Genomic DNA, 22,109 nt, shown 5'->3' with positions numbered 1-22,109 from the left:
AGCAGGGTCGTCGGTGACGAGGGCACGAACGGCGGGTTGTGGTGCTCACCCGTCGCGAAGACGTCGAGACCGACCTCCTCCGCCTTGAGGGCGATCGCCACCATCGACTTGATCCGCTCGTGCTCGGTCGGCGTCGTCCCCTTCGTGGGGTCGGTGGTCCTGTCTCCTACGGTGAAGATTCCGAACTGCACAACGCACTCCATCCCGCCCCAGGAATTGTCTTCTCACCGGCCGCGACCGCGCCCCGCGCTCCGGGAGGAGCCGATGGAGAGCAGAAACGGAAACTAATCCGGTACGGCTCACGGTAGCGGGAAAAGCCGGGCGGCGCATGGTGACGAAGTCGCTCCCCGCCCTTTGACGGGACGCCCCGCGTGCACCACCCTCACTCGCCGGACGGCCGCCCGGCCGGGCCCGGAGGGAGCACTCATGACACCGGCACGCGAAGCCGAAACGCCCACCATCACCTTCTGGTCGGACATCGGCTGCCCCTGGGCGACGCTCGCCCTGCACACCCTGCACGCCGCCGCCGACCGGCGCGGCCAGGAGATCCTCATCGACCACCGCGCCTTCCCGCTGGAGCTGTTCAACCGCCAGCCCACACCCAAGCTGATCGTGGACGCCGAGATAGTGATGCTCGGCGCCCACCGTCCCGAGCTGGGGTGGCGGCTGTGGTCCGGCCACGAGTGGGAGTACCCCTCGAGCATCCTCCCGGCCATCGAGGCGGTGCAGGCCGCCAAGGACCCGGAGGTGGGCGGGCTGCGCGGTTCGGACCAGCTGGACACCGCGCTGCGCCGCGCCTTCTACACCGAGCACCGCTGCATCAGCATCCACTCGGTGATCCTCGACGTCGCGGAGGGCTGCGCCGACGTGGACGTCAAGGCGCTGGAGTCGGCGCTGGCCCGGGGCGCCGGCCGCCGCGAGGTGTACGAGCAGTGGCACCAGGCCCAGAGGCCCGAGATCCAGGGGAGCCCGCACCTCTTCGCGGCGGGCGGCCACGCTGTACACAATCCGGGGGCCCACTACACGTACAACGGCTCGCCGGAGACGGGCGGCTTCCCGCGACTGGACCGCTACGACGACACCTGGGCGGAGGCGCTCCTCACCTCGCTGACCAGCTGATACACCGCCGGATCGCCACGCGGGGCGGGGCGCGGACCACGCTCCGGCCGCGCGCGGCGCGCTACGGGCGGGCCCCCGGGGGGACCCGCCCGTCGGCCATCGACGATTACCACGGAGTTACCACCCCACCCTAGAGAAAAAACCAGGAGGTTGGTTTCATGGGTTGACCCTCGATGTTTCTACACCCAGGAACCGCCATGACGAAGCAGGAACGGGCCGTGCGGACCCGCCGCGCCCTGATCACCGCCGCGGCGGAGGCATTCCAGGACGGCGGGTACGGCGAGGCCAAGGTCGCCGAGATCGCCGCCGGCGCCGGCGTCAGCGCCGGAGCGCTCCACTTCCACTTCGACAACAAGCACACCCTCGCGGGCGCCGTCGTGAAGGAGGCCGCGGCCGAGCTACGCCGCGCCGTCGTCCAGGTGTACAGCCGTCGGGTCACCCCTCTGCAGACCCTGACCGACCTCACCCACAGCTTCGCCGAGCTGTTCCGTACGGACGTGGTGGTACGGGCGGGCTTCCGCCTCAACAGCGACGGCGACGTCGCCGTCTCCCTCCAGCTGCGCGACGAGTGGCACAACCGCGTCGGTCTGCTGCTCGGCCGGGCCGCCGCGGCGGGGGAACTCGCCGTCGGCCTGCCCCACGCCTCGGCGGTCGCCTTCGTGGCCGCCTCGACCGCGGGCTTAGAAGTACTGGGCCGCTCTGACGAGAAGTGGCTCTCCCACGCCATGCTCACCGAGTTCTGGCGCGCCGGGCTGCGGATGCTGGCCACCCCCGAGGCCGTGGCGGCGCTCCGTCCCGAGGGGAGCGGCGGTCCCGCAATCGTGCGGGACGTGGAGACCGGGGCCGCGTGACGACAAAGATCCCCGGCCGGAAACCGGCACAGCGGTTTCTGGCTGGGGATCTGGACCTTCCTCCCCTCCGGGGAGGAAACGCGGACCGCTCGGTCGCCGGGGTCAGTCCCGGATGGCGAAGCCCTCGACGACGCAGCGGAAGGCCATGCTGTCGCGCTGGAGACCGATGATCTCCACCGCGGCCGGGGCACCGGAGCGGGCGGGAAGCGCGTGGGCCTCGATCCAGCAGGGCGCGTCGAACTCGACGTACCGGCTGGCGTACATGGCGAGCCCCGTCGGGTTGAAGTGCGGGGCGCCGGCGAAGGAGTACGCGGCCTGCTGCGCCGCCTCCATCAGGACCAGGCCGGGCACGTGGTCGACGGCGTGGTCGATCAGCGCCATGTGGCCGGTGCCCCAGCGCAACTGCCAGCGGTTCGGCCGCTCGCCGGCGGTGAGGACGACCTCGCTGTCCGCGATCCGGCCGACCAGGGGAGCGGCGACCGGCGCGGCCGACTCGCCGGGAAGGGCGGTCAGATACTCGCCGCGCATCCGGCCGTACACCCGCGGCGGCACCCAGGTGAAGGTGGAATCGCTGGTCGCGAAGGTCGCGCCGCGCTGGCGCATCACCGTCTGCACCCGCAGGCAGCGTCTGCCCTGCCAGGAGTAGACGGCCTCGACCCGCACCGGGTCGGTGAGGGTGGTGGAGTGGTGCGGGTCGGCCGTGTACGTCAGCTCGTTCATCAGGAACTTGTCCGAGGTCGGGACCTCGAAGGCGGCGTGGGCGAGTGAGAGGGCGACCTGCCGGATCGTCTGAGCGATGAGCATGTGGTGGTGGGCGCTGCCGGGCGCGGGGGCGAAGAAGCAGTGGTCGCCTGCCCAGTTCACCTCCACGGAGAAGGTCATCTCGTCGTGCCGGGTCCAGCCGGTTATCAGTACATCGCGGCTCAGATCACGGTGGGCGAACCGGGCCGCGAGGGCGTTCGGCGCTGACGGCTTCCCCTGCTGCGCCGCCGTGACGCCGGTGCCGGTGCTGATCTGGTCCAGGACGGTCGTGGAGTGCATATCTGTTCCCCCCATGGGAAATGCGCGACGACTCTTCGATGGAACGAGGATGACCCCCGCGGCACATAAGATACGGACCGCACGGTTTCTTTTTCAAGCCCTCGCCGCAAAATGCCCGCCCTCGCTTGGCTGGACCCGGGGTGGCAGCGGGGTGACCAGGCGGATAAGATACGGACCGTTTGGTTTTTTGAGGGCGGGGCAAAGAACGAGTGCACGGACAGACCGGGAGGTTGGGCAATTGGCACGGCAAGAGCGGGCCATCCGCACACGTAGGGCGGTCCTGGAGGCCGCGGCGGAGGTCTTCGCCGAGTTCGGTTACGAAGCGGCGACCATCACGATGATCCTCGACCGCGCGGGGGTGAAGAAGGGAGCCCTCTACTTCCACTTCGCCTCCAAGGAAGAGCTGGCCCTGGGCGTACTCGAGCACGCGGTGACCGCCCCACCGCCCGAGCAGCCGCTCAAGCTGCAGACCGCCGTGGACATGGGTCTGCTGCTCGCCTACCGGCTCCCCCGGGAGCCGCTGCTGCGCGCGTCGGCCCGCCTCGCCGCGGACCAGAACGCACGGCACTTCTTCGGCGAGCCCTGGAACGAATGGGTGCGCGTGATGACCACACAGCTCACCGAGGCCAAGGAGCGCGGAGAGGTACTGCCGTACGTCGACGCCACGGCCACGGCAGAGATGCTGGTCGGCTCCTTCAACGGCATCCAGATGCTGTCGCACGCGGTGTGTCAGATGGCGGACCTGGAGGTGCGGATCTCCCGGATGTACGACCTGACCCTGCCGGCCATCGCGGCCCCGGCGATCCTGGGCCAGATCGACACCTCCCCGTCGCGCGGCGCCGCGCTCTTCGCCCAGCAGGAGGCGGAGCTGACGCAGGAGGAGGACGACGAGGACGTCCCGCTCACGGCCTGAGGCAGGACCGGCCCCGGGCGCGACCGGCCCGGGACGCGGCAGAGCCCAGACACGACAAGCCTGAGACATGACGAAGAGGGGGGCCTCGGTCCATGGGCGTACGTGTGCGTGTGTACGCACGAGAGAGATACGGCCTTCGGGGGAGGGGCGCGGCATGAGAGCCGTACGGTTCGACCGCTTCGGCGGACCCGACGTACTGGAGTGCGTCGACGTGCCCGAACCCTTCCCCGGGCCGGGCCAGTTGAGCATCACGGTCGAGGCGGTCGGTGTGAACTACGCCGACACCCACCAGACCGACGGCTCGTATCTGGCCGCCGACCAGCTGCCGCACGTCCCCGGCAGCGAGGTCGTCGGCCGCACCGAGGACGGCACCCGGGTCCTCGCCCGGGTCCGCGGCGGCTACGCCGAGCGGGTCGTCGCGGACGCCTCCGCCGTCGTCCCGATACCGGAGGACCTGCCCGCCGCGCAGGCACTGGCCCTGCTCATGCAAGGCCTCACCGCCTGGCACCTGCTGGCGACCGCGGCGCGCCTGACGCCCGGCGAGACGGTCGTGGTGCACGCCGCCGCCGGAGGCGTCGGCAGCCTCGCCGTTCAGCTGGCCCGCCACATGGGCGCCGGCCGGATACTGGCCCAGGCCTCCACCCCTGCCAAGCGTGAACTCGCCCTCGGTCTCGGCGCGGACGCCCCCGTCGACTACCCCCTGGACACCCCCGCCGACGTGATACTCGACGGCACCGGGGGCGCCCTGTTCGACGCCGCTCTCGGCTCCCTCGGCTGCCTCGGCCGGCTCGTCACCTACGGCAGCGCCGCGCGCACCCCGGCCACGCCCGTCGACCCCCAGCGCCTCTCCCGGCTCGGCGCCTCCGTCGTCGGCTTCTGGCTGCGGCCCGTACTGAACCGGCCGGACGCCATGACGGGCCCTCTGCGCGAGCTGCTCGCGCTCACCGCCGCCGGCCGGCTCCGGCCCCTGGCCGGCCCCTGTTACCCGCTCGCCGACGCCCGGCGCGCCCACGAGGACCTGCTGGCCCGCCGTACCACCGGCAAGGTCACCCTCGTCCCCTGACGTGCCCCTCCCGCTCGCCGCCCGGCCGCCCTCCCGGCCGGCGTCCGTGCACCCCGCGACTCCGCGCCCCCACCGCACTGCCCGCACAACCCCGTCCTTTTCGTGTCGTCGAACCGAGGAACCCCATGGACAGCTCCGTGCCCTCCGAAGCGCCCGCCCTCCAACTGCCGAGAATCACCGGGACCACCCGGCTCTACGCCGTCCTCGGCGACCCGGTCGCCCAGGTCCAGGCGCCGACCATGGTCAACCCGCTGTTCGCCCGGCTCGCCCGGGACGCCGTCCTCGTGCCCGTGCACGCCCGGCCCGAGCGGCTCGCCGAGATCGTCACCGGCCTCCAGGCCGTCGAGAACCTCGACGGCCTCCTCGTCACCGTCCCGCACAAGTCGGCCGTACGCCGCTTCGCGGACCTGGAGAGCCCCGCAGTCCAGCTGTCCGGCAGTGCCAACGCCCTGCGCCGTGAGCCCGACGGCTGCTGGCACGCCGACAACTTCGACGGGGCGGGCTTCGTCGCCGGGCTCGAAGGAGCGGGTCACAAGGCAGCCGGGGCGCGGGTCACACTGGTCGGCACCGGCGGCGCCGGCTGCGCCATCGCCCCCGCGCTGCTCGCGGCAGGAGTCGACCACCTGGTGCTCTGCGACCTCGACCCGGCGAGGACCGCCGCGCTCGCCGACCGCCTGGACGCCCGCTGGCCGGGCAGGACCACCCATGCGACCCGGCCGGACACGGAGGGCGCCGACCTGGTGGTCAACGCCACCCCGCTGGGGCTGCGCGCGAGTGATCCGCTCCCCTTCGACCCTGCGGCACTGGCGCCGGGGACCCTCGTCGCGGACATCATCATGAAGCCTCGCGAGACCCGGCTGCTGAAGACCGCCGCGGCCCTGGGGCTGCCGGTTCACCCAGGAGCTCCGATGCTGGAGTCCCAGCTCGCCCTCTATCGCGCGTACTTCGGCCTGGACGGGAGCCAAGGGGTATGAATCCAAGCTTCAAGGGCCTCCCTGCCTGCCGATTACCGGTAAATGGGCGGGCAGTTGGCACACGAAACCTAGCCTGACGGCATGCAGCCGACCATCGCAGCGCGGACGTCCGTCACCTCTGCGCCTCCTCAGCCGTCCCCGACCGCCGGCACCTCGCTCGACGCCCGGATAGCCGAGGCGCTGGCCCGGCCCGCGGCGCAGCAGCCGCAGTGGCCCGACCCCGTTTCGGCCCTCGCGGCCGTCGGCACGCTGGAGACCATGCCTCCGCTCGTCGTGCCGCAGGAGGTCGACCGTCTCCAGTCCCGGCTGGCGGAGGTCGCCCGGGGCCGCGCCTTCCTGCTGCAGGGCGGCGACTGCGCCGAGACCTTCGCCGGGAACACCGAGTCCCATGTCCGGGCGAACCTGCGGACCCTGGTCCAGATGGCCGTGGTGCTGACGTACGCCGCCAGCATGCCGGTGGTCAAGGTCGGCCGGATCGCCGGCCAGTACGCCAAGCCCCGCTCCAACAGCACCGACCAGCTGGGCCTGCCGGTCTACCGGGGCGACATCGTCAACGGCTACGAGCCGGTGCCCGAGGCGCGCATCGCCGACCCGAACCGGATGCTCCAGGCGTACGCCCACTCCAGCGCGTCCCTCAACCTGACGCGTGCCTACGCCGGTTCGGGCTTCGCCGACCTGCACCGGGTGCACGAATGGAACCGCGACTTCCTGCGCACGTCACCCGTCGGTGAGCGTTACGAGGCGTTGGCCGCCGAGATCGACCGCGGGCTCGACTTCATGTCGGCGTGCCGGGTCGACCACGGCGCGCTGCACTCCACCGAACTGTGGGCGAGCCACGAGGCGCTGCTCCTGGAGTACGAACGCGGCCTGCTGCGCCGCGAGTCGGACGCCGACGGCACCGAGAAGCTGTACGGCCTCTCCTCCCACTTCCTGTGGATCGGCGAGCGCACCCGGCAGCTCGACGGCGCCCACATCGCCCTCGCCTCCCTGCTCGCCAACCCCATCGGCCTCAAGATCGGCCCCGGCACCACTCCGGAGCAGGCCGCGGAGTACGTCGAGCGCCTCGACCCCCACAACGTGCCCGGCCGGCTGACCCTCATCAGCCGGATGGGCAGCGGCAAGATCCGCGACGTGCTCCCCGCGATCGTGGAGCGGGTCACCGCCGGCGGCCACCAGGTCGTCTGGCAGTGCGACCCGATGCACGGCAACACCCATGAGGCCACCAGCGGTTACAAGACCCGGGACTTCGACCGGATCATCGACGAGGTCGAGGGCTTCTTCGAAGTCCACCGCGGCCTCGGCACCCACCCCGGCGGCCTGCACATCGAACTGACCGGAGACGACGTCACGGAATGCGTGGGCGGCGCCCAGGCGATCGACGACTCCGGCCTCGCGGAACGGTACGACACGTACTGCGACCCCCGTCTCAACCCCCAGCAGTCGATGGAACTCGCGTTCCTCGTGGCCGAGATGCTGCGCGGCTGACCACCGAGACAGACCGTCCACCCCACCCACCCGCTCTTCTGGAGGAAGATTTTCCATGGGCACCACGCCTGCGGCGACAGCGTCGCGCTGGCTGGCCCTCGCAGTACTCTGCGCCGGCCAGCTCATGATCATTCTTGATCAGAACATCGTCAACGTCGCCCTCCCGGCAGTCCAGACGGACCTCGGCATCAGCGCCACCAACCTGGTCTGGATCGTCAACGCGTATGTGATCCCCTTCGGTGGTCTGCTGCTCCTCGCCGGCCGCCTCGGCGACCTGCTCGGCCGTAAGCAGGTCTTCATCACCGGCCTCACGCTCTTCACCGTGGCCTCGCTCTTCTGCGGTCTGGCCAGCGGCCAGGAGATGCTGATCGTCGCCCGCTTCGTGCAGGGCGTCGGCGGTGCCATCACCTCCGCCGGCATCCTCGGCATGATCGTCACCCTCTTCACCGGTGCCGAGACCGCCAAGGCCATCGGCGCCTTCAGCTTCGCCTCCGCCGGTGGCGGCGCCATCGGCCCCCTGGTCGGCGGCATCCTCACCGACTCGGTCGACTGGAGCTGGATCTTCTTCATCAACATCCCGATCGGTGTCGTCGTCGTCACCCTCGCGATGCGCACCCTGCAGAAGGAGCGCGGCCCCGGCATCGGCTCCCAGGCCGACTTCCTCGGCGCCGTTCTCGTGACCGCCGGCCTGATGCTGCTCGTCTACACCATCGTCGGCATCGAGGAGCAGGGCTGGGCCTCCGGTCACACCCTCGGCTTCGCCGCGCTCGCGGTGGTCCTGCTCATCGGCTTCCTGGTCCGTGAGTCCAAGGCCGCGTCGCCGCTGCTCCCGCTGCGGCTGTTCCGCTCCCGCAACGTCTCGGGCGCCAACCTCATCCAGCTGCTCATGATCGGCGCGATGTTCGGCTTCCTGTACTTCGGGACGCTGTACCTCCAGCGCGTTCTCGGCTACGACCCGCTGCAGACCGGTCTGGGCTTCATCCCGGTCGCCGTGGCCATCGCCGGTGTCTCGCTGGGCCTGTCCGCCAAGCTCATCACCAAGTTCGGCGCGCGCACGATGCTCATCAGCGGTCTCGTCCTGATCGGCCTCGGCTTCGTGCTCTTCGCGCAGCTCCCGGTCGACGGCACCTACCTGGCCAACTTCCTGCCGGCCAACCTGCTGCTCGGTGTCGGTTTCGGTGCGGCCATGCCCGCGCTGATGATGCTCGGTCTGTCCGGCGCCACGCCGGAGGACTCCGGTGTCATCTCCGGTCTGTTCAACACCTCGCAGCAGATCGGTGGCGCCGTCGGCCTCGCGCTGCTCAACACCTTCGCGACCGCGGAGGCCGGCGCCGACCCGACGCCCGCCGCGCTCACCTCGGGCTACAACCTGGCCTTCACCATCGCCGCCGGCTTCATCGCCGCCGGTCTGGTCCTGGCCATCGTCATGCTCAAGGCCGCTCCGGCGGCCCAGGGCGGGGACCAGGCGGCCGACGCTCCGTCGGACGCCGCGGTGCCCACGGCCCTGTAAGCGGGCCCTCGAGGGAGGGGGTGGTGCGCGCATCGCGCACCACCCCCTTCGGGCTGTCCGGACCCGCGCCCGGCGCCACCGGACCGAGGGGGCCCGGGAGACGGGGGCCCCAGGACGCGACGGCCCGGAGTCGGACGCCCCGGGGCCCGTCGATGTTCGCGGGGACGCGAAGAGGGGGTTGGTGCGCGGTGCGCACCAACCCCCTCCCCGATCCCTTCCGGGTCCCTCCGCGTCAGCTGCCGATGCTGCGCGGGTGGCGGAAGAAGTTGCTCGGGTCGTAGGCGTTCTTCACGGTGACGAGCTTGCCGTAGTTGCCGCCGTAGTACTTGGTCTGCCAGTTGCTCAGCTCGGTGCTGGTGAAGTTCACGTACGCGCCGCTGGACATCGGGTCGAGGACCTTGCCGCCGTTGCCGGCCCAGGCCGTCGCGAGCGACACGTTCTCGGCGGTGGGGTCGGCGGCCTGCTGGTCGACGAAGCCGCAGACGAACTGCGCGTCGCGGTGCCAGAAGGCCGAGGCGCTGCGGCTGATGCGGTTGGCGGCGCCACCCAGGGCCATCACGTGCAGCACCCGGGTGTGACCGGCCGCGCGGTTGCCGTTGTAGGCGGTGATGACCGACTCGATCTCCGAGGAGGTCATCTGGCGGTTGAAGATGCGGTAGCTCTCGCGCTGGAAGCCCGTGCGGTGCAGGGTGGCGTCCGGGTTGGTGCCCTCGCGCTGGCACTGGCTGATGGAGATCTGGTCGCAGTGGTAGGTCCGCTTCATGGCGTCCGCGTAGGTGAGGTCGGCGACGACCTTGCTCTGCGGCGCCGTCTTGGCGAGCGAGTTCAGCTGGGCGAGCGCCGTCTCCAGCTCGGCCTGCGGGCCGAGGTACGCGCCGGTGGTCAGGACCATCGGCTTGGTGCCGGGCGCCGCGTCCGGGGTGACCAGGACGAACTGGCCGGCCAGATTGTCCGAGCCGTTCGCCATCCAGGCCTGCCAGGCGGCGAAGATCTGCGGCGCCTGGTCGAAGTCCCACCACTGCTCGTAGTAGACCATCCGCGGCTGGTCGACCGGGCGCACCTCCCAGTCGACGACGACACCGAAGTTGCCGCCGCCACCGCCGCGCAGACCCCACAGCAGGCTGGAGTCGTAGGTGGAGGAGGCGCGGACGATGCTGCCGTCGGCGAGGACGACCGTCGCGGCCGAGACCCGGTCACTGCCGGTGCCGAACTTCCGCGTCTGGTAGCCGATGCCGCCGCCGGAGAAGAAGCCGCCGGGGCAGACCGTCGGGCAGGTGCCGGTGGCGATCTGCTTGTTGTAGGGCTGAAGGGCGTTGATGCCGAGGATCGACTGGGCACCGGGCCCCATCCTCACGGTGGAGCCGTTGACCGAGGCGTGCCGGATGCGCGACACGTCGACGACCAGGCCGTTGCCGGTCGACCAGCCCGAGTAGTTGTGGCCGCCGCTGCGGGTGCGGACGTCGATGCCCTGGCTGCGCGCGAAGCGGATGGCGGCCGACACGTCCTGCGGGGTCTCGCAGTAGGCGATGGCCTGCGGACTGACCCCGTCGTACTGGGCTATCTGGAGCTGTTTCGCCAGGTCGTAGCCGTTGTCGGTGGGCAGCAGCAAGTCCCCCTGAAGGGCGCCCCGGAGCTTCTCGTACTCGCTGGTGGCACCGAACGAGACGGACGGGGCGACACCGGCCAGCGCGCCGGCGGCGGCGAGGCCACCACCCGCGCGCAGAAGGTTCCGGCGATTCAACATGTACTTCTCCTCCGGATTTCCCCATCCGGCGGACGGGGTTCATGAATTGAGGTCGAAGGAAATCTATGTGTGGGAACATAGGCGCGAACACCCCTATTCGACCCCCATTCCCCAGGTGTTCGGTAAACGGCACTCCATGAATTGAGGGGGGTAATAGGGGGATCCTCTGGGCGCAGACAGGCAGCTGTCACGAGCGTTATGGTGCGGCTGTCCGTGTGCCGATTCCCGGAAGCTGCCGAAAGAGGAGACCCGTCATGCTCGACACCGAGGCGTACGCCGCCCACCTGGGGTTGTCCGGCCCCCTTGAGCCGACTCTGGAGACGCTGCGGGCCCTGCACAAGAGGCACCTCATGACGGTGCCCTTCGACAATTCCCGCCATGTCCACAAGGGTGCCGCGGTCTGGGACGAGGCGGCCGACGCCGACCCGCAGGCACTGTTCCAGCACCTGATAGCGGGCGCCAACGGCGGCGTCTGCCACGAACTCAACGGTCTTTTCCGTACGCTGCTGCGACAGCTCGGTTTCGACGTCGTCATCCTCTCCGCCGGAATTCGTGGCGCGGACCAGCAGTTCGGCCCGGACCTCGACCATATGCTGGGTGGCGTCCGGATCGACGGCGCGCTGTATCTGGCCGACGTCGGCTATGTCGGCCCGTCGTTCACCGAGCCGCTGCTCGTCTCCCCGGAGGTCCAGGAGCAGAACGGCTTCCGCTTCCGGGTCGTCGAGGAGGACGGCTACCAGGTGGTCCAGCGCCAGGGTGCCGGCGCCACCGACTGGATCGCGGTCTTCCGCTTCCGTACCGAGCCGCGCGAACTCACCGCCTGGGTCGGCTACGCCGAGTCGCTGACCAGCCGCGACGAATGGGAGTGGGAGGGCCAGCAGCTCAGCGCCACCACCATCATCCGCGGCCGCGCCTTCGAGCACGGGCAGAAGATCCTGATCGGACGGCGGTACGTCGTCTCCGAGAACGGCACCGAGACGTTCCGGGCGATCATCGACAAGAACGAGTACGCGGACATCGTCAAGGACATCGTGGGCAGCGCCCCCTGAGCTCCCGTACCCGCGCGACACGAACCCGCGCGACACGAAGGGGCCGTCCGGCGACACGCCGGACGGCCCCTTCGTCATCACGCGGTCACACCGCTGCCAGCACGCCCAGCCCCTCCCGCAACTGCTCCAGAACCGAAGCGAGTTCGGCGGCGTCGTTGGCCGCTCCGTACACATAGAAGTCCGGCCGCACCAGCACCGTGCGGGTCCGGCACTCCGCCAGGTACGCGAGATACACCCCGTCGGTGTCCACGACCTGCCCCGGACCCGCCTCCGACCCGGCCGGCACCACGCGCACCACCCGGGCGCCGAGCCCGTCGAGGAACGCCCGGTCCGCGTCGCCGAGCAGCGTGTCCGGGTCGTCCGCGGTCACCAGGGCGAAGCCCAGGCCCACCACGCCGTCGAACAGGCCGGTCCGGCCCGCCCGCTCCACCCGGCCCTGCGGCATCAGATCGCCCGCCGGGCGGCGCGGCGCCCGGCCGGCCGACCGCCGGTGGAGCAACCCGTCCTTGAGCGGCTGCACCGCGCCCTTGGGCTGGGCCGCGCCGACACCGCGCTCCCGGGCGGCCAGCATCACCGCATCCCGCTCGGCGGCGGCCGCGGGATCGTCCTGGCAGATGACCTTTCCGAGGTTCACGGACATGCCGATGGCGTGCTGCACATGCTGGCGGCGCTCCACGGTGTAGCTGTCCAGAACCGTCTCGGAGGCACGGCCCGACAGCACCAGGTCCAGCTTCCAGGCGAGGTTCGCCGCGTCACGGAACCCCGAGCACATGCCCTGCGCCGCGAACGGCGGCATCAGATGCGCGGAGTCGCCGGCGAGCAGCAGCCGGCCCGTACGCCACTGGTCGGTGCAGCGGGCGTTGAACGTGTACACGGCGTGCCGCTCCAGGGTGGCGTCGTCCGGGGTGATGCCCTGCTCGGCCAGCAACGCCCAGGCGGTCTCCGCGGTGTTCAGCTCCTCGACCGTCTCGCCGGGCACGCGCATGAACTCCCAGCGGCGGTGGCCCGGACCGGCCGACACATGCGTGCGGGGCCGAGCCGGGTCGCAGACCTGCAGGTTGTTCGGCTCGTAGACGCGGCGCTCGTACGGCGCCACGTCACAGATCAGCCAGTCGTGGGAGAAGCCCAGGTCGGTGACGCCCACCCCCATCTCGGCGCGGACGAAGCTGTTCGCGCCGTCGCAGCCGACGATCCAGCGGGCGGACAGGACGCGCTCGTCACCGCCATCCGTGGGCCGTACGGTCAGCCGTACACCGTCCTCGTCGACGGCGAGCGCCACACCCTCGTGGCCGCGCAGCACGGTCAGCTCCGATAGTCGCGTGCCCCGTGCCTCCAGCGCCGCCTCGAGCCCCGGCTGGTACATGGCCGTCGAGTCGGGCCATCCGCACCGGCCCTCGTCCGTCGCCTCGATGCGCAGCAGGGTCCGGCCGTCGGCCGTCAGCCACTCGTACGCCCCCGACGGCTCGGAGAACGACGGGATCGCGTCGGCGAGCCCGGCGGCGGCCAGGATGCGCGCCGACTCGCTGTCGAAGTTGACCGCCCGCGGCATCGTGTACGCCTGCGGCCACCGCTCGACGACGGTGACCCGGTGCCCGCGCTGGGCCAGCAGGACGGAAAGGGTCTGTCCGACCGGGCCGTAGCCCACGACGAGGACGTCGCTGTCGGTCCCGGGTTCCGGGTGCGTGGCCGTGTCCTTGTCGTACATAGTGCTTCCACTCCTCGATCTGGGAACTGCGTTCGGGACCACGGCGGGGGCGGGCGGGCCCGGGTCCCGGGTCCCGCCCGCCCCCGCCCCTCGTCAGGCGTTCGCCGGGACACCCGCCGGCAGCAGTGGCTCGAGGAACTCGGCGACCATGCCCGGGGTCGGCTGGTCGAAGAGCAGCATCGCGGGCAGCGGCAGCCCGGTCGCCTCGGAGATCCGGTTGCGCAGCTCCACCGCCGTCAGCGACGTGAAGCCGATGTCGAAGAAGCCGCTGTTCTCCTCGATCTCCTCGAGATCGTCATGTCCGAGGACGGCCGCGGCCTCCGCGCGCACCACGTCGGTGAGCACATCGATCCGCTCGTCCGGGGAGAGACCCGCCAGCCGGGCGGCGAGCACCTCACCGGGCTCCTCGGTGGTCTCCTCGACCAGGTCCTGCGCGGCGGTCTCGCCGTTGCCGATCACGATGGAAGCCTCCAGCCAGTAGCGACGGTGTTGGAACGCGTAAGTGGGAAGGTCGGCCCGGCGGGCGCCGGTGCCGTCGAAGACCCGGCCGAAGTCGACCGGCAGGCCCCGCACATGGAGCTTCGCGAGCGAGGTGAGCAGGGTGGCGAGGCCGCCCTCGCCCCGGCGCAGCGAGCCGGTGACGACCGCGTCACCGGCCACCCGCTCCAGCAGCTGCTGGAGCGCCGGGACCAGCACCGCGTGCGGGCTGGACTCCACCCACACCTGGTAGCCCTGGTCCCGCAGGACGGCGGCGGCGTCCGCGAAGCGCACGGTGCGCCGCAGGTTCTCGTACCAGTACTTGGCGTCGGTGTCGCCCGCTCCGATCCACTCGCCGGTGACGGTGGAGAGCATCGGCACATCCGGCTTGCGCGGGGTGATCGGCGCCAGCAGGTCGAACAGCTCGGTACGGATGTCCTCGACGTGCGGCGAGTGCGAGGCGTAGTCCACGGCGATCCGGCGCACCCGGACGCCCTCCTCGTTCAGCCCCGCCGTGAACTCGTCCAGCGCCTGGACACCGCCCGCGACGACCGTGAACCCGGGTCCGTTGACCGCCGCGACGGCCAGATCCGCGCTCCACGGCTCAAGGCGCCGCGCGGTTTCCTCGGCGGGCAGGAACACCGTTGCCATGGCGCCCTTGCCGGTGATGGCGCCGATCGCCTGGCTGCGCAGGGTCACCACCCGGGCCGCGTCCTCCAGGGACAGCGCCCCGCAGACCGCGGCCGCCGCGATCTCGCCCTGCGAGTGGCCGACGACCGCGTCGGGAGTGATGCCGTACGAGCGCCACAGCGCCGCCAGCGCCACCATCATCGCGAACGACACCGGCTGGACGACGTCCACCCGCTCCAGCGAGGCGGCGCCCTCGGCCTGTCGCAGCACATCGGTCAGCGACCAGTCGACGTACGGCGCGAACGCCTTCTCGATCTCCGCGATACGGGCCGCGAACACCGGGGACTCGTCGAGCAGCTGCCCACCCATGCCGACCCACTGCGAGCCCTGCCCGGGAAAGACGAAGACCGTCCGGCCGTCCTCCACATCGGCCGTACCGCGCACCACCTGCGCCGGAGTGTCCCCGGCCGCCAGGTCGGTCAGCGCGGTCAGCGCCTCGGCGCGGCTGGTGGCGACGACCACGGCGCGGCGCTCCAGGCCCTCACGGGTCGTGAGCAACGAGTGGCCGACGTCGGTGAGTTCGAGCTCCGGCCGGGCCGTCACATGGTCGTGCAGCCGCAGCGCCTGGTCACGCAGCGCCGCCGCCGAGCGCGCCGACAGCACCCACGGCACGGCGGGCGGAGCCGTACGGACCTCGTCCTCGGCCCGCTCCTCGGCCGGGGCCTGCTCGATGATGACGTGGCTGTTGGTGCCGCTGACTCCGAAGGAGGAGACGGCGGCCCGGCGCGGCCGGCCCAGGTCGGGCCACGGCCGGTTCTCGGTCAGCAGCTCCACCCCGCCCGACCACTCCACCTTCGGCGACGGCGCGTCCACATGAAGGGTCTTGGGCAGCACGCCGTTGCGTATCGCCTCCACCATCTTGATCACTCCGGCGACGCCCGCCGCCGACTGCGAGTGCCCGATGTTGGACTTCAGCGAACCCAGCCACAGCGGTTCGTCACCGGGCCGGTCCTGCCCGTACGTGGCGAGCAGCGCCTGCGCCTCGATCGGGTCGCCCAGGGTCGTGCCGGTGCCGTGCGCCTCGACGGCGTCGACATCGCGCGCGGTCAGCCCGGCGTTGTCCAGGGCCTGCTTGATGACCCGCTGCTGCGAGGGACCGTTGGGGGCGGTCAGACCGTTGGACGCGCCGTCCTGGTTGACGGCGCTGCCGCGGACCACGGCCAGCACCTTGTGCCCGTTGCGCCGGGCGTCGGAGAGGCGCTCCAGCAGGATCAGCCCGGCGCCCTCGGACCAGCCGGTGCCGTCGGCGGCCGCCGCGAACGCCTTGCAGCGGCCGTCGGTGGCGAGCCCGCGCTGCCGTGAGAACTCCACGAACACTCCCGGCGTCGCCATCACGGCCACCCCGCCGGCCAGCGCCATCGAGCACTCGCCGCTGCGCAGCGCCTGCGCCGCCAGGTGGATCGCGACCAGGGACGACGAGCAGGCCGTGTCCAGCGTCAGCGAGGGTCCCTCGAAGCCGAACGTGTACGAGATGCGGCCGGAGGCGACACTGCCCGAGTTACCGATGCCGAGCAGGCCCTCGACCTCCTTCGGCACCTGCTGGAGCCGGCCCGCGTAGTCGTGGTACATCACGCCGGCGTACACACCGACACTGCCGCCGCGCAGGGTGCTCGGCGCGATGCCGGCCCGCTCGAACGTCTCCCACGCCGTCTCCAGCAGCAGCCGCTGCTGCGGGTCGGTGGCCAGCGCCTCGCGCGGCGCGATCCCGAAGAAGCCGGCGTCGAACTCATGGGCGTCGTGCAGGAACCCGCCCTCGCGGACATAGGTTCTGCCGGACTTCTCCGGGTCCTCGTCATACAGCTCGTCGGTGTTCCAGCCCCGGTCGGCCGGAAACTCGGTGATGGCGTCGGTGCCGTCGGCGACCAGGCGCCACAGCTCCTCGGGCGAGGCGACCCCGCCCGGCAGCCGGCACGCCATGCCGACGATCGCGATGGGTTCCTTCGCCGCCGCAGCCGCGGCGGCCTGTTCCCGCTTGAGCCGCTCGTTCTCGATGAGCGAGGCACGCAGCGCCTCGACGAGCTTGGCGGCGTTGTCCTCTGATGCGGTCATTGCTTCCTCCGTTGTGAAAGCCGGTCGGTGGCCTTCGCTCAGTGGGCTTCGCCGCCGAGGGCGAGCTCCAGCAGACTGTCGACACTCATTTCGCTGATCAGTTCGGAGGCGGCGGCATCGTCGGCGCCGCTCTCGACGGGGGCGGCGGCAGTGGCGCTCTCCAGGTGCGGCAGGACCCGGTCCAGGACGCCGAGGGCGGCGAGCCGGTCCAGCGGCACGGTGGCGAGGAACCGGCGGATGTCCGCCTCACGCCCGGCCGCGTCCACCGCGCCGCCCGTCGCCGCGTCGGCGGCCGGGGCGAGCGTGGCCAGCAGATGGTCGGCGAGCACGGCCGGCGTCGGATAGTCGAACACCAGCGTCGCCGGCAACTTGATCCCGGTGGCGGCGGTGAGCCGGTTGCGCAGCTCCACCGCCGCGAGCGAGTCGAAGCCGACCTCCTTGAAGGCCTGCCCCGCCTTGATCGCGTCACCGCCGGAGTGACCCAGCGACGCCGCCGCCTCCGTCCGCACGAGCGTCAGCAGTTCGCGCTGCCGCTCGGCGGGCGGGAGCGCCGCGAGCCGGGTGGCCAGCGTGTCCGCGCCCGGGGCGGCGGCGGTGGCCTGCTTGCGGGCGGGGCGCACAAGACCCTGGAGCAGCACCGGCAGCGGCTGGGTCCTGGCGTACGCGGCCAGATCCAGCTTCGCCGGGACGAGCGCCGGCTGGTCGGAGACCAGAGCCGCGTCGAACAGCGCGAGCCCCTCGGCGGCCGTGAGCGCCCGCATCCCGTCCTTCGACGCGCGCCCCTCCACGGCCTGTGCCATGCCGCCGTTCTGCTCCCACAGCCCCCACGCCAGGGACACCGCGGGCAGGCCCAGGGAGTGCCGGTGACGGGCCAGCTCGTCGAGGAAGCCGTTGGCCGCCCCGTAGTTGGCCTGGCCACGGTTGCCGAGGACCCCGGTCACCGAGGAGAAGAGGACGAAGGCGTCCAGCTCCCGGTCCGCGGTGAGCTCGTGCAGGTGCCAGGCACCGTCGGCCTTGGGGGAGAGGACCTTGGCACAGCGGTCGGCGGTGAGGGAGGTGAGCGTGCCGTCGTCGAGGACACCGGCCGTGTGGATGACGGCGGTGACGGGGTGCGCGTCGAGCAGCCGTGCCACGCCGGCCCGGTCGGCGACGTCGCACGCCTCGACGACGACGCTCTCGGCGCCCAGCGAGGTGAGCTCGGCGACCAGTTCACCCACTCCGTCGGCGTCGCGCCCGCGCCGGCTGGTGAGGACCAGCGACGTCACTCCGTACGAGCTGACCAGGTGCCGGGCGAGCAGCGCGCCGAGCGAGCCGGTGCCACCCGTGATCAGTACCGGACCGCGCAGCACCCCCTCCTTCGGCGCGTCCGTGACCGCCTTGTTCCGCACGAGCCGGGGCACGCTCAGCACACCCCCGGTGAGCGCGAACTGGGACTCGCCCGAGGCCACGGCCGCCTCCAGGGCCTGCTGCGACTCGACCGTGCCGTCCATCTCGGCCAGCACCAGCCGGCCGGGATACTCCAGCTGCGCCGAGCGCAGCAGACCGCGCACGGCGGCGGCCGCCGGGTCGCCCGAGCGGACCGTCACCACCAGCGGACCCCGCGCCGGGTCGGCCTCCTCCACGAACTCCTGGACCGTGGCGAGCACCTGGTTGGTGAGCCTGCGCAGCCGCTGGGGCACAGTGCCGCCGTCCTCGGCGGTCACATCCAGCCGCGTCCAGCCGCCGCCCACCGACGTGGCGTTGAGCGGAGCCGGTATCCACTCCACCCGGAACAGCGCGTCCCGCAGCGGATCGTCACCGCCGCCCGCCAGCTGCTCCGCCGTCACCGGACGCGTCACCATCGACGTGACCGTGGCCAGCGGCGCGCCGGACGCGTCGGCGAGATCCAGCGACACCCCCGAGCCCGAGGGCACCGCACGCACCCGCAGCGCCGAGGCGCCGACCGCGTGCAGCGTCACACCGTTCCATGCGAACGGCAGCCGTACACCGTCCTCGCCGCTCTCCTGCGGGGTGCAGAACGTACTGGCCTGCAGCGCCGCGTCGAGCAGCGCCGGGTGCAGCCCGAACCGCTCGGCGGCCCCGGTCTCCTGCTCGTCCAGCGCGACCTCGGCGAAGACCTCCTCGCCGCGCGTCCACACCTTCCGCAGGCCCCGGAACACCGGGCCGTAGCCGAGACCGGCCGCCTCCTGCCGTTCGTAGAACCCGTCCAGACCGGCCGGCTCCGCACCGGCCGGCGGCCACACCGCCAGGGCGTCGCCGGGAGCGGCGCCGCTCTCGGTCAGGAACCCGGAGGCGTGCCGCGTCCACGGGGTGTCCGCCGCCGCGTCCTCCGGCCGCGAGTGGATCGTCAGAGGGCGGCGGCCCGTCGCGTCCGGACCGGCCACGCCGATCCGCAGCTGGACGGCGCCGTGCTCGGGCAGCACCAGCGGCGCCTCGACGACCAGTTCGTCCAGGGTGCCCGAGCCCGCCTCGTCACCGGCACGTACGGCCAGCTCCACCAGCGCCGCGCCCGGCACCACCACCGTTCCGTTGACCGCGTGGTCGGCCAGCCACGGATGGGTCGCCAGGGACAGCCTGCTCGTCCCCCACAACCCCTCCTCGCCCGGCAGCCCGAGGACCGCGCCGAGCAGCGGATGCCCGGCGCCGGCCAGACCCGCCGCCGACACGTCGCCCGCGCCGCCACCGCCCGCGAGCCAGTAACGCTCGCGCTGGAAGGCGTAGGTGGGCAGCTCGACCCGCTGGGCGCCGGTGCCCTCGAAGAAGGCCGGCCAGTCCACGATCCGCCCGACCGCGTACACCTGACCCACCGACTCGACGAGGACCCGCGCCTCCGGACGGCCGCGCCGCAGCGCCGGTACGACGACGGCGTCACCGTCGAGCGTCTCCGCGGCCATGGCCGTGAGCACCGCGTCCGGACCCAGCTCAAGGAAGGTGGTGACGCCCTGCTCGGCGAGGGTCCGCACGCCGTCGGAGAACCGGACGGCCTCGCGGACGTGCCGCACCCAGTACTCGGGCGTCCGCAGCTCGTCCCCGGCCACCCTGCCGGTCAGCGTCGACACCACCGGGATCTTCGGCGCGTGGAACGTCAGCCCGGACACGACGGCCCGGAAGTCGTCCAGCATCGGCTCCATCAGCGGCGAGTGGAAGGCGTGCGAGACGGTCAGCCGCTTGGTGCGGTGCCCGGCCGCCTTCACCTTCTCCGCGACCGCCAGGACGGCGGCCTCCTCACCGGAGACGACCACCGACGCGGGGCCGTTGACGGCCGCGAGGGACACCTGCCCCTCGAGGAGCGGCGCCACCTCCGCCTCGGACGTCCCGAGCGCCACCATCGCCCCGCCCTGCGGCAGGGCCTGCATCAGCCGGCCACGAGCCGCGACGAGCGCACTCGCGTCCGCAAGCGTGAGTACGTCCGCCACATGCGCCGCTGCAATTTCGCCGATCGAGTGTCCCGCCACATGGTCGGGCCGCACCCCCCAGGATTCGATGAGCCGGTAGAGGGCGACCTCCAGGGCGAACAGCGCGGGCTGGGTCCAGCCCGTCTCGTCCAGGCCGTCGCCGAAAGCGATCACCTCGGCCAGCGGCCGGTCGAGGTGCTGGTCCAGTTCCGCGCAGACCGTGTCGAACGCCTCCGCGAACACAGGGAAGGACTCGTACAGTTCACGGCCCATTCCGGCCCTCTGCGCGCCCTGGCCGGTGAAGAGCACCGCCAGCTTCCCGGGCGTGCGCTCGCCCTCGGCGACGCCGGTCGCCCGCTCGCCCCGGGCCAGCGCGGCCACCGCGTCGAGCAGCTCCTGCCGCTCGGACCCCACGACCACCGCGCGGTGCTCGAAGGACGTACGGGTGGTGACGAGCGAGTGCCCGATGTCGACCGGGTCCACGTCCCACGTCGGTTCCGCCGTCGCCAGCTCGTGCAGCCGCCCGGCCTGGGCGCGCAGCGCCTCCGGCGTACGGGCCGACAGGACCCACGGCACGACGGGCGGGGCCGTCCGCTCGCCCTCCTCGACGGGCTCCTCCGCCGGGGCCTGCTCGATGATGACGTGGCTGTTGGTGCCGCTCACCCCGAAGGAGGAGACACCGGCCCGGCGCGGACGGCCCGTCTCGGGCCACTCGCGCGCCTCGGTGAGGAGTTCGACCGCACCCGCCGACCAGTCCACGTGCGGGGACGGCTCGTCGATGTGCAGGGTCTTCGGCAGCACGCCGTGCCGGATCGCCTCCACCATCTTGATCACACCGGCGACACCGGCCGCCGACTGCGAGTGCCCGATGTTGGACTTCAGCGAGCCCAGCCACAGCGGCTGGTCCTTGGGGCGGCCCTGGCCGTAGGTGGCGAGCAGTGCCTGCGCCTCGATCGGGTCGCCCAGCTTGGTGCCCGTGCCGTGCGCCTCGACGGCGTCCACGTCCTGGGGGGACAGACCGGCGTTGGCGAGGGCCTGCTTGATGACCCGCTGCTGCGCCGGCCCGTTCGGGGCCGTCAGACCGTTGGACGCGCCGTCCTGGTTGACGGCCGTACCGCGGATCACCGCGAGGACCGGGTGACCGTTGCGGCGGGCGTCCGACAGGCGCTCCATCAGGATCAGACCCGCGCCCTCGGACCAGCCGGTGCCGTCCGCCGCGCCGGCGAACGCCTTGCAGCGGCCGTCCGGCGACAGGCCCTGCTGGCGCGAGAACTCCACGAACGTGTCCGGCGTCGCCATCACCGCGACGCCGCCCGCCAGCGCCATCGAGCACTCGCCGCTGCGCAGCGCGTGGGCCGCCAGGTGGATGCCGACCAGCGACGAGGAGCAGGCGGTCTCGACCGTGACGGCCGGACCCTCCAGACCCAGGGTGTACGAGACCCGGCCCGAGGTGGCGCTGCCCGAGTTGCCGATGGACAGCATCCCCTCGACCTCGCGCGGCACATCGGTGAGCCCGACCGCGTAGTCGTGGTACATCACCCCGGCGTAGACACCGACGCTGCTGCCGCCGAGCGTCGTCGGGTCGATACCGGCCCGCTCGAACGTCTCCCAGGCCGTCTCCAGGAGCAGCCGCTGCTGCGGGTTCATCGACAGCGCCTCGCGCGGCGAGATCCCGAAGAACCGGGCGTCGAACTCATCGGCGTCGTGTAGGAATCCGCCCTCGCGGACATACGACTTGCCGGACTTCTCCGGGTCGGGGTCGTACAGGTCGTCGGTGTTCCAGCCACGGTTCACCGGGAACTCGCTGACGGCGTCCGTGCCGTCCGCGATGAGCCGCCACAGCTCCTCGGGCGAGGTGACCCCGCCCGGCAGCCGGCACGCCATCCCGACGATCGCGATCGGCTCGGACTTCACCGACTCGATCTCGCGCAGCCGCCCCTGAGTCTGCTTCAACTCGGCGACCACACGCTTCAGATAGTCGCGAAGCTTCTCATCATTGGTCATGACCAGTGTGTTCCTTTACGTATGAGGTGAGGTCTGCCGG

General features: G+C 71.8%; 13 protein-coding genes and 1 pseudogene. 8 read left to right on the top strand and 6 right to left on the bottom strand.

All coding sequences use genetic code 11. The features are described from left to right. A partial coding sequence (locus tag ACZ7J0_RS08260; RefSeq protein WP_470885132.1) for an LLM class flavin-dependent oxidoreductase occupies nucleotides 1–191 on the bottom strand: 191 nt, incomplete at its 3' end. 235 nt (nucleotides 192–426) lie between these two features. Between ACZ7J0_RS08260 and ACZ7J0_RS08255 the strand changes: the two genes are divergently transcribed. Continuing rightward, a complete protein-coding gene (locus ACZ7J0_RS08255) occupies nucleotides 427–1,119 on the top strand; it encodes a DsbA family oxidoreductase (protein ID WP_470885130.1) in 693 nt (230 codons plus the stop codon). Between the two features lie 197 nt (nucleotides 1,120–1,316). Then, entirely contained in the window at nucleotides 1,317–1,970 is a 654-nt protein-coding gene (locus ACZ7J0_RS08250; RefSeq protein WP_470885128.1) for a ScbR family autoregulator-binding transcription factor, read from the top strand. Nucleotides 1,971–2,072: 102 nt separating this feature from the next. Here ACZ7J0_RS08250 and ACZ7J0_RS08245 read toward each other — a convergent pair whose 3' ends face one another. Beyond that, complete coding sequence (locus tag ACZ7J0_RS08245) at nucleotides 2,073–3,011, bottom strand: ScbA/BarX family gamma-butyrolactone biosynthesis protein (RefSeq protein WP_470885126.1); 939 nt, start codon at nucleotides 3,009–3,011, stop codon at nucleotides 2,073–2,075. A gap of 238 nt (nucleotides 3,012–3,249) precedes the next feature. Between ACZ7J0_RS08245 and ACZ7J0_RS08240 the strand changes: the two genes are divergently transcribed. From ACZ7J0_RS08240 to ACZ7J0_RS08220, 5 genes are all read left to right on the top strand, one after another. Continuing rightward, nucleotides 3,250–3,924 carry a ScbR family autoregulator-binding transcription factor gene (locus ACZ7J0_RS08240; RefSeq protein ID WP_470885124.1) on the top strand — a complete coding sequence of 225 codons (675 nt, stop codon included), beginning with the start codon at nucleotides 3,250–3,252 and terminating at the stop codon, nucleotides 3,922–3,924. 154 nt (nucleotides 3,925–4,078) lie between these two features. After that, a complete protein-coding gene (locus ACZ7J0_RS08235) occupies nucleotides 4,079–4,987 on the top strand; it encodes a quinone oxidoreductase family protein (protein WP_470885122.1) in 909 nt (302 codons plus the stop codon). A gap of 125 nt (nucleotides 4,988–5,112) precedes the next feature. Next, the gene (locus ACZ7J0_RS08230; RefSeq protein WP_470885120.1) at nucleotides 5,113–5,961 is read left to right on the top strand and encodes a shikimate dehydrogenase family protein; all 849 of its coding nucleotides are present in this window, start codon (nucleotides 5,113–5,115) and stop codon (nucleotides 5,959–5,961) included. 81 nt (nucleotides 5,962–6,042) lie between these two features. After that, nucleotides 6,043–7,446, top strand: coding sequence for a class II 3-deoxy-7-phosphoheptulonate synthase (locus tag ACZ7J0_RS08225; protein WP_470885118.1), 1,404 nt, complete (start codon nucleotides 6,043–6,045; stop codon nucleotides 7,444–7,446). Between the two features lie 55 nt (nucleotides 7,447–7,501). After that, a complete protein-coding gene (locus ACZ7J0_RS08220; RefSeq protein ID WP_470885116.1) occupies nucleotides 7,502–8,956 on the top strand; it encodes a DHA2 family efflux MFS transporter permease subunit in 1,455 nt (484 codons plus the stop codon). A 232-nt stretch (nucleotides 8,957–9,188) separates the two neighbouring features. On the opposite strand, the gene ACZ7J0_RS08215 is transcribed toward ACZ7J0_RS08220, so the two are convergent. Further along, a complete protein-coding gene (locus tag ACZ7J0_RS08215) occupies nucleotides 9,189–10,700 on the bottom strand; it encodes an FAD-binding oxidoreductase (RefSeq protein WP_470885115.1) in 1,512 nt (503 codons plus the stop codon). 254 nt (nucleotides 10,701–10,954) lie between these two features. On the opposite strand from ACZ7J0_RS08215, the gene ACZ7J0_RS08210 reads away from it, so the two are divergent. Next, nucleotides 10,955–11,749 carry an arylamine N-acetyltransferase family protein gene (locus tag ACZ7J0_RS08210; protein ID WP_470885113.1) on the top strand — a complete coding sequence of 265 codons (795 nt, stop codon included), beginning with the start codon at nucleotides 10,955–10,957 and terminating at the stop codon, nucleotides 11,747–11,749. An 85-nt stretch (nucleotides 11,750–11,834) separates the two neighbouring features. Here ACZ7J0_RS08210 and mhpA read toward each other — a convergent pair whose 3' ends face one another. The 3 genes and pseudogenes from mhpA to ACZ7J0_RS08195 all read right to left on the bottom strand — a co-directional run bounded on the left by mhpA (nucleotide 11,835) and on the right by ACZ7J0_RS08195 (nucleotide 22,069). After that, nucleotides 11,835–13,454, bottom strand: a complete 1,620-nt coding sequence (mhpA, locus tag ACZ7J0_RS08205; protein ID WP_470885111.1) for a bifunctional 3-(3-hydroxy-phenyl)propionate/3-hydroxycinnamic acid hydroxylase MhpA — start codon at nucleotides 13,452–13,454, stop codon at nucleotides 11,835–11,837. Between the two features lie 93 nt (nucleotides 13,455–13,547). After that, nucleotides 13,548–16,643, bottom strand: a pseudogene (locus ACZ7J0_RS08200) (type I polyketide synthase); the annotation flags it as partial. A 65-nt stretch (nucleotides 16,644–16,708) separates the two neighbouring features. Then, entirely contained in the window at nucleotides 16,709–22,069 is a 5,361-nt protein-coding gene (locus ACZ7J0_RS08195; protein ID WP_470885109.1) for a type I polyketide synthase, read from the bottom strand. Nucleotides 22,070–22,109: the final 40 nt, after the last annotated feature.

This window comes from Streptomyces sp. NPDC038280 (assembly GCF_055600045.1).
This window is presented reverse-complemented; position numbering and strand designations above follow the sequence as displayed.

Excerpts from the sequence above, each read along its gene's own strand:
- ACZ7J0_RS08220 (WP_470885116.1), top strand. The coding sequence starts at position 7,502 with ATGGGCACCACGCCTGCGGCGACAGCGTCGCGCTGGCTGGCCCTCGCA.
- ACZ7J0_RS08230 (WP_470885120.1), top strand. The coding sequence starts at position 5,113 with ATGGACAGCTCCGTGCCCTCCGAAGCGCCCGCCCTCCAACTGCCGAGA.
- ACZ7J0_RS08210 (WP_470885113.1), top strand. The coding sequence starts at position 10,955 with ATGCTCGACACCGAGGCGTACGCCGCCCACCTGGGGTTGTCCGGCCCC.
- ACZ7J0_RS08245 (WP_470885126.1), bottom strand. The coding sequence starts at position 3,011 with ATGCACTCCACGACCGTCCTGGACCAGATCAGCACCGGCACCGGCGTC.
- ACZ7J0_RS08255 (WP_470885130.1), top strand. The coding sequence starts at position 427 with ATGACACCGGCACGCGAAGCCGAAACGCCCACCATCACCTTCTGGTCG.
- ACZ7J0_RS08235 (WP_470885122.1), top strand. The coding sequence starts at position 4,079 with ATGAGAGCCGTACGGTTCGACCGCTTCGGCGGACCCGACGTACTGGAG.
- ACZ7J0_RS08195 (WP_470885109.1), bottom strand. The coding sequence starts at position 22,069 with ATGACCAATGATGAGAAGCTTCGCGACTATCTGAAGCGTGTGGTCGCC.
- mhpA (WP_470885111.1), bottom strand. The coding sequence starts at position 13,454 with ATGTACGACAAGGACACGGCCACGCACCCGGAACCCGGGACCGACAGC.
- ACZ7J0_RS08215 (WP_470885115.1), bottom strand. The coding sequence starts at position 10,700 with ATGTTGAATCGCCGGAACCTTCTGCGCGCGGGTGGTGGCCTCGCCGCC.
- ACZ7J0_RS08250 (WP_470885128.1), top strand. The coding sequence starts at position 1,317 with ATGACGAAGCAGGAACGGGCCGTGCGGACCCGCCGCGCCCTGATCACC.
- ACZ7J0_RS08225 (WP_470885118.1), top strand. The coding sequence starts at position 6,043 with ATGCAGCCGACCATCGCAGCGCGGACGTCCGTCACCTCTGCGCCTCCT.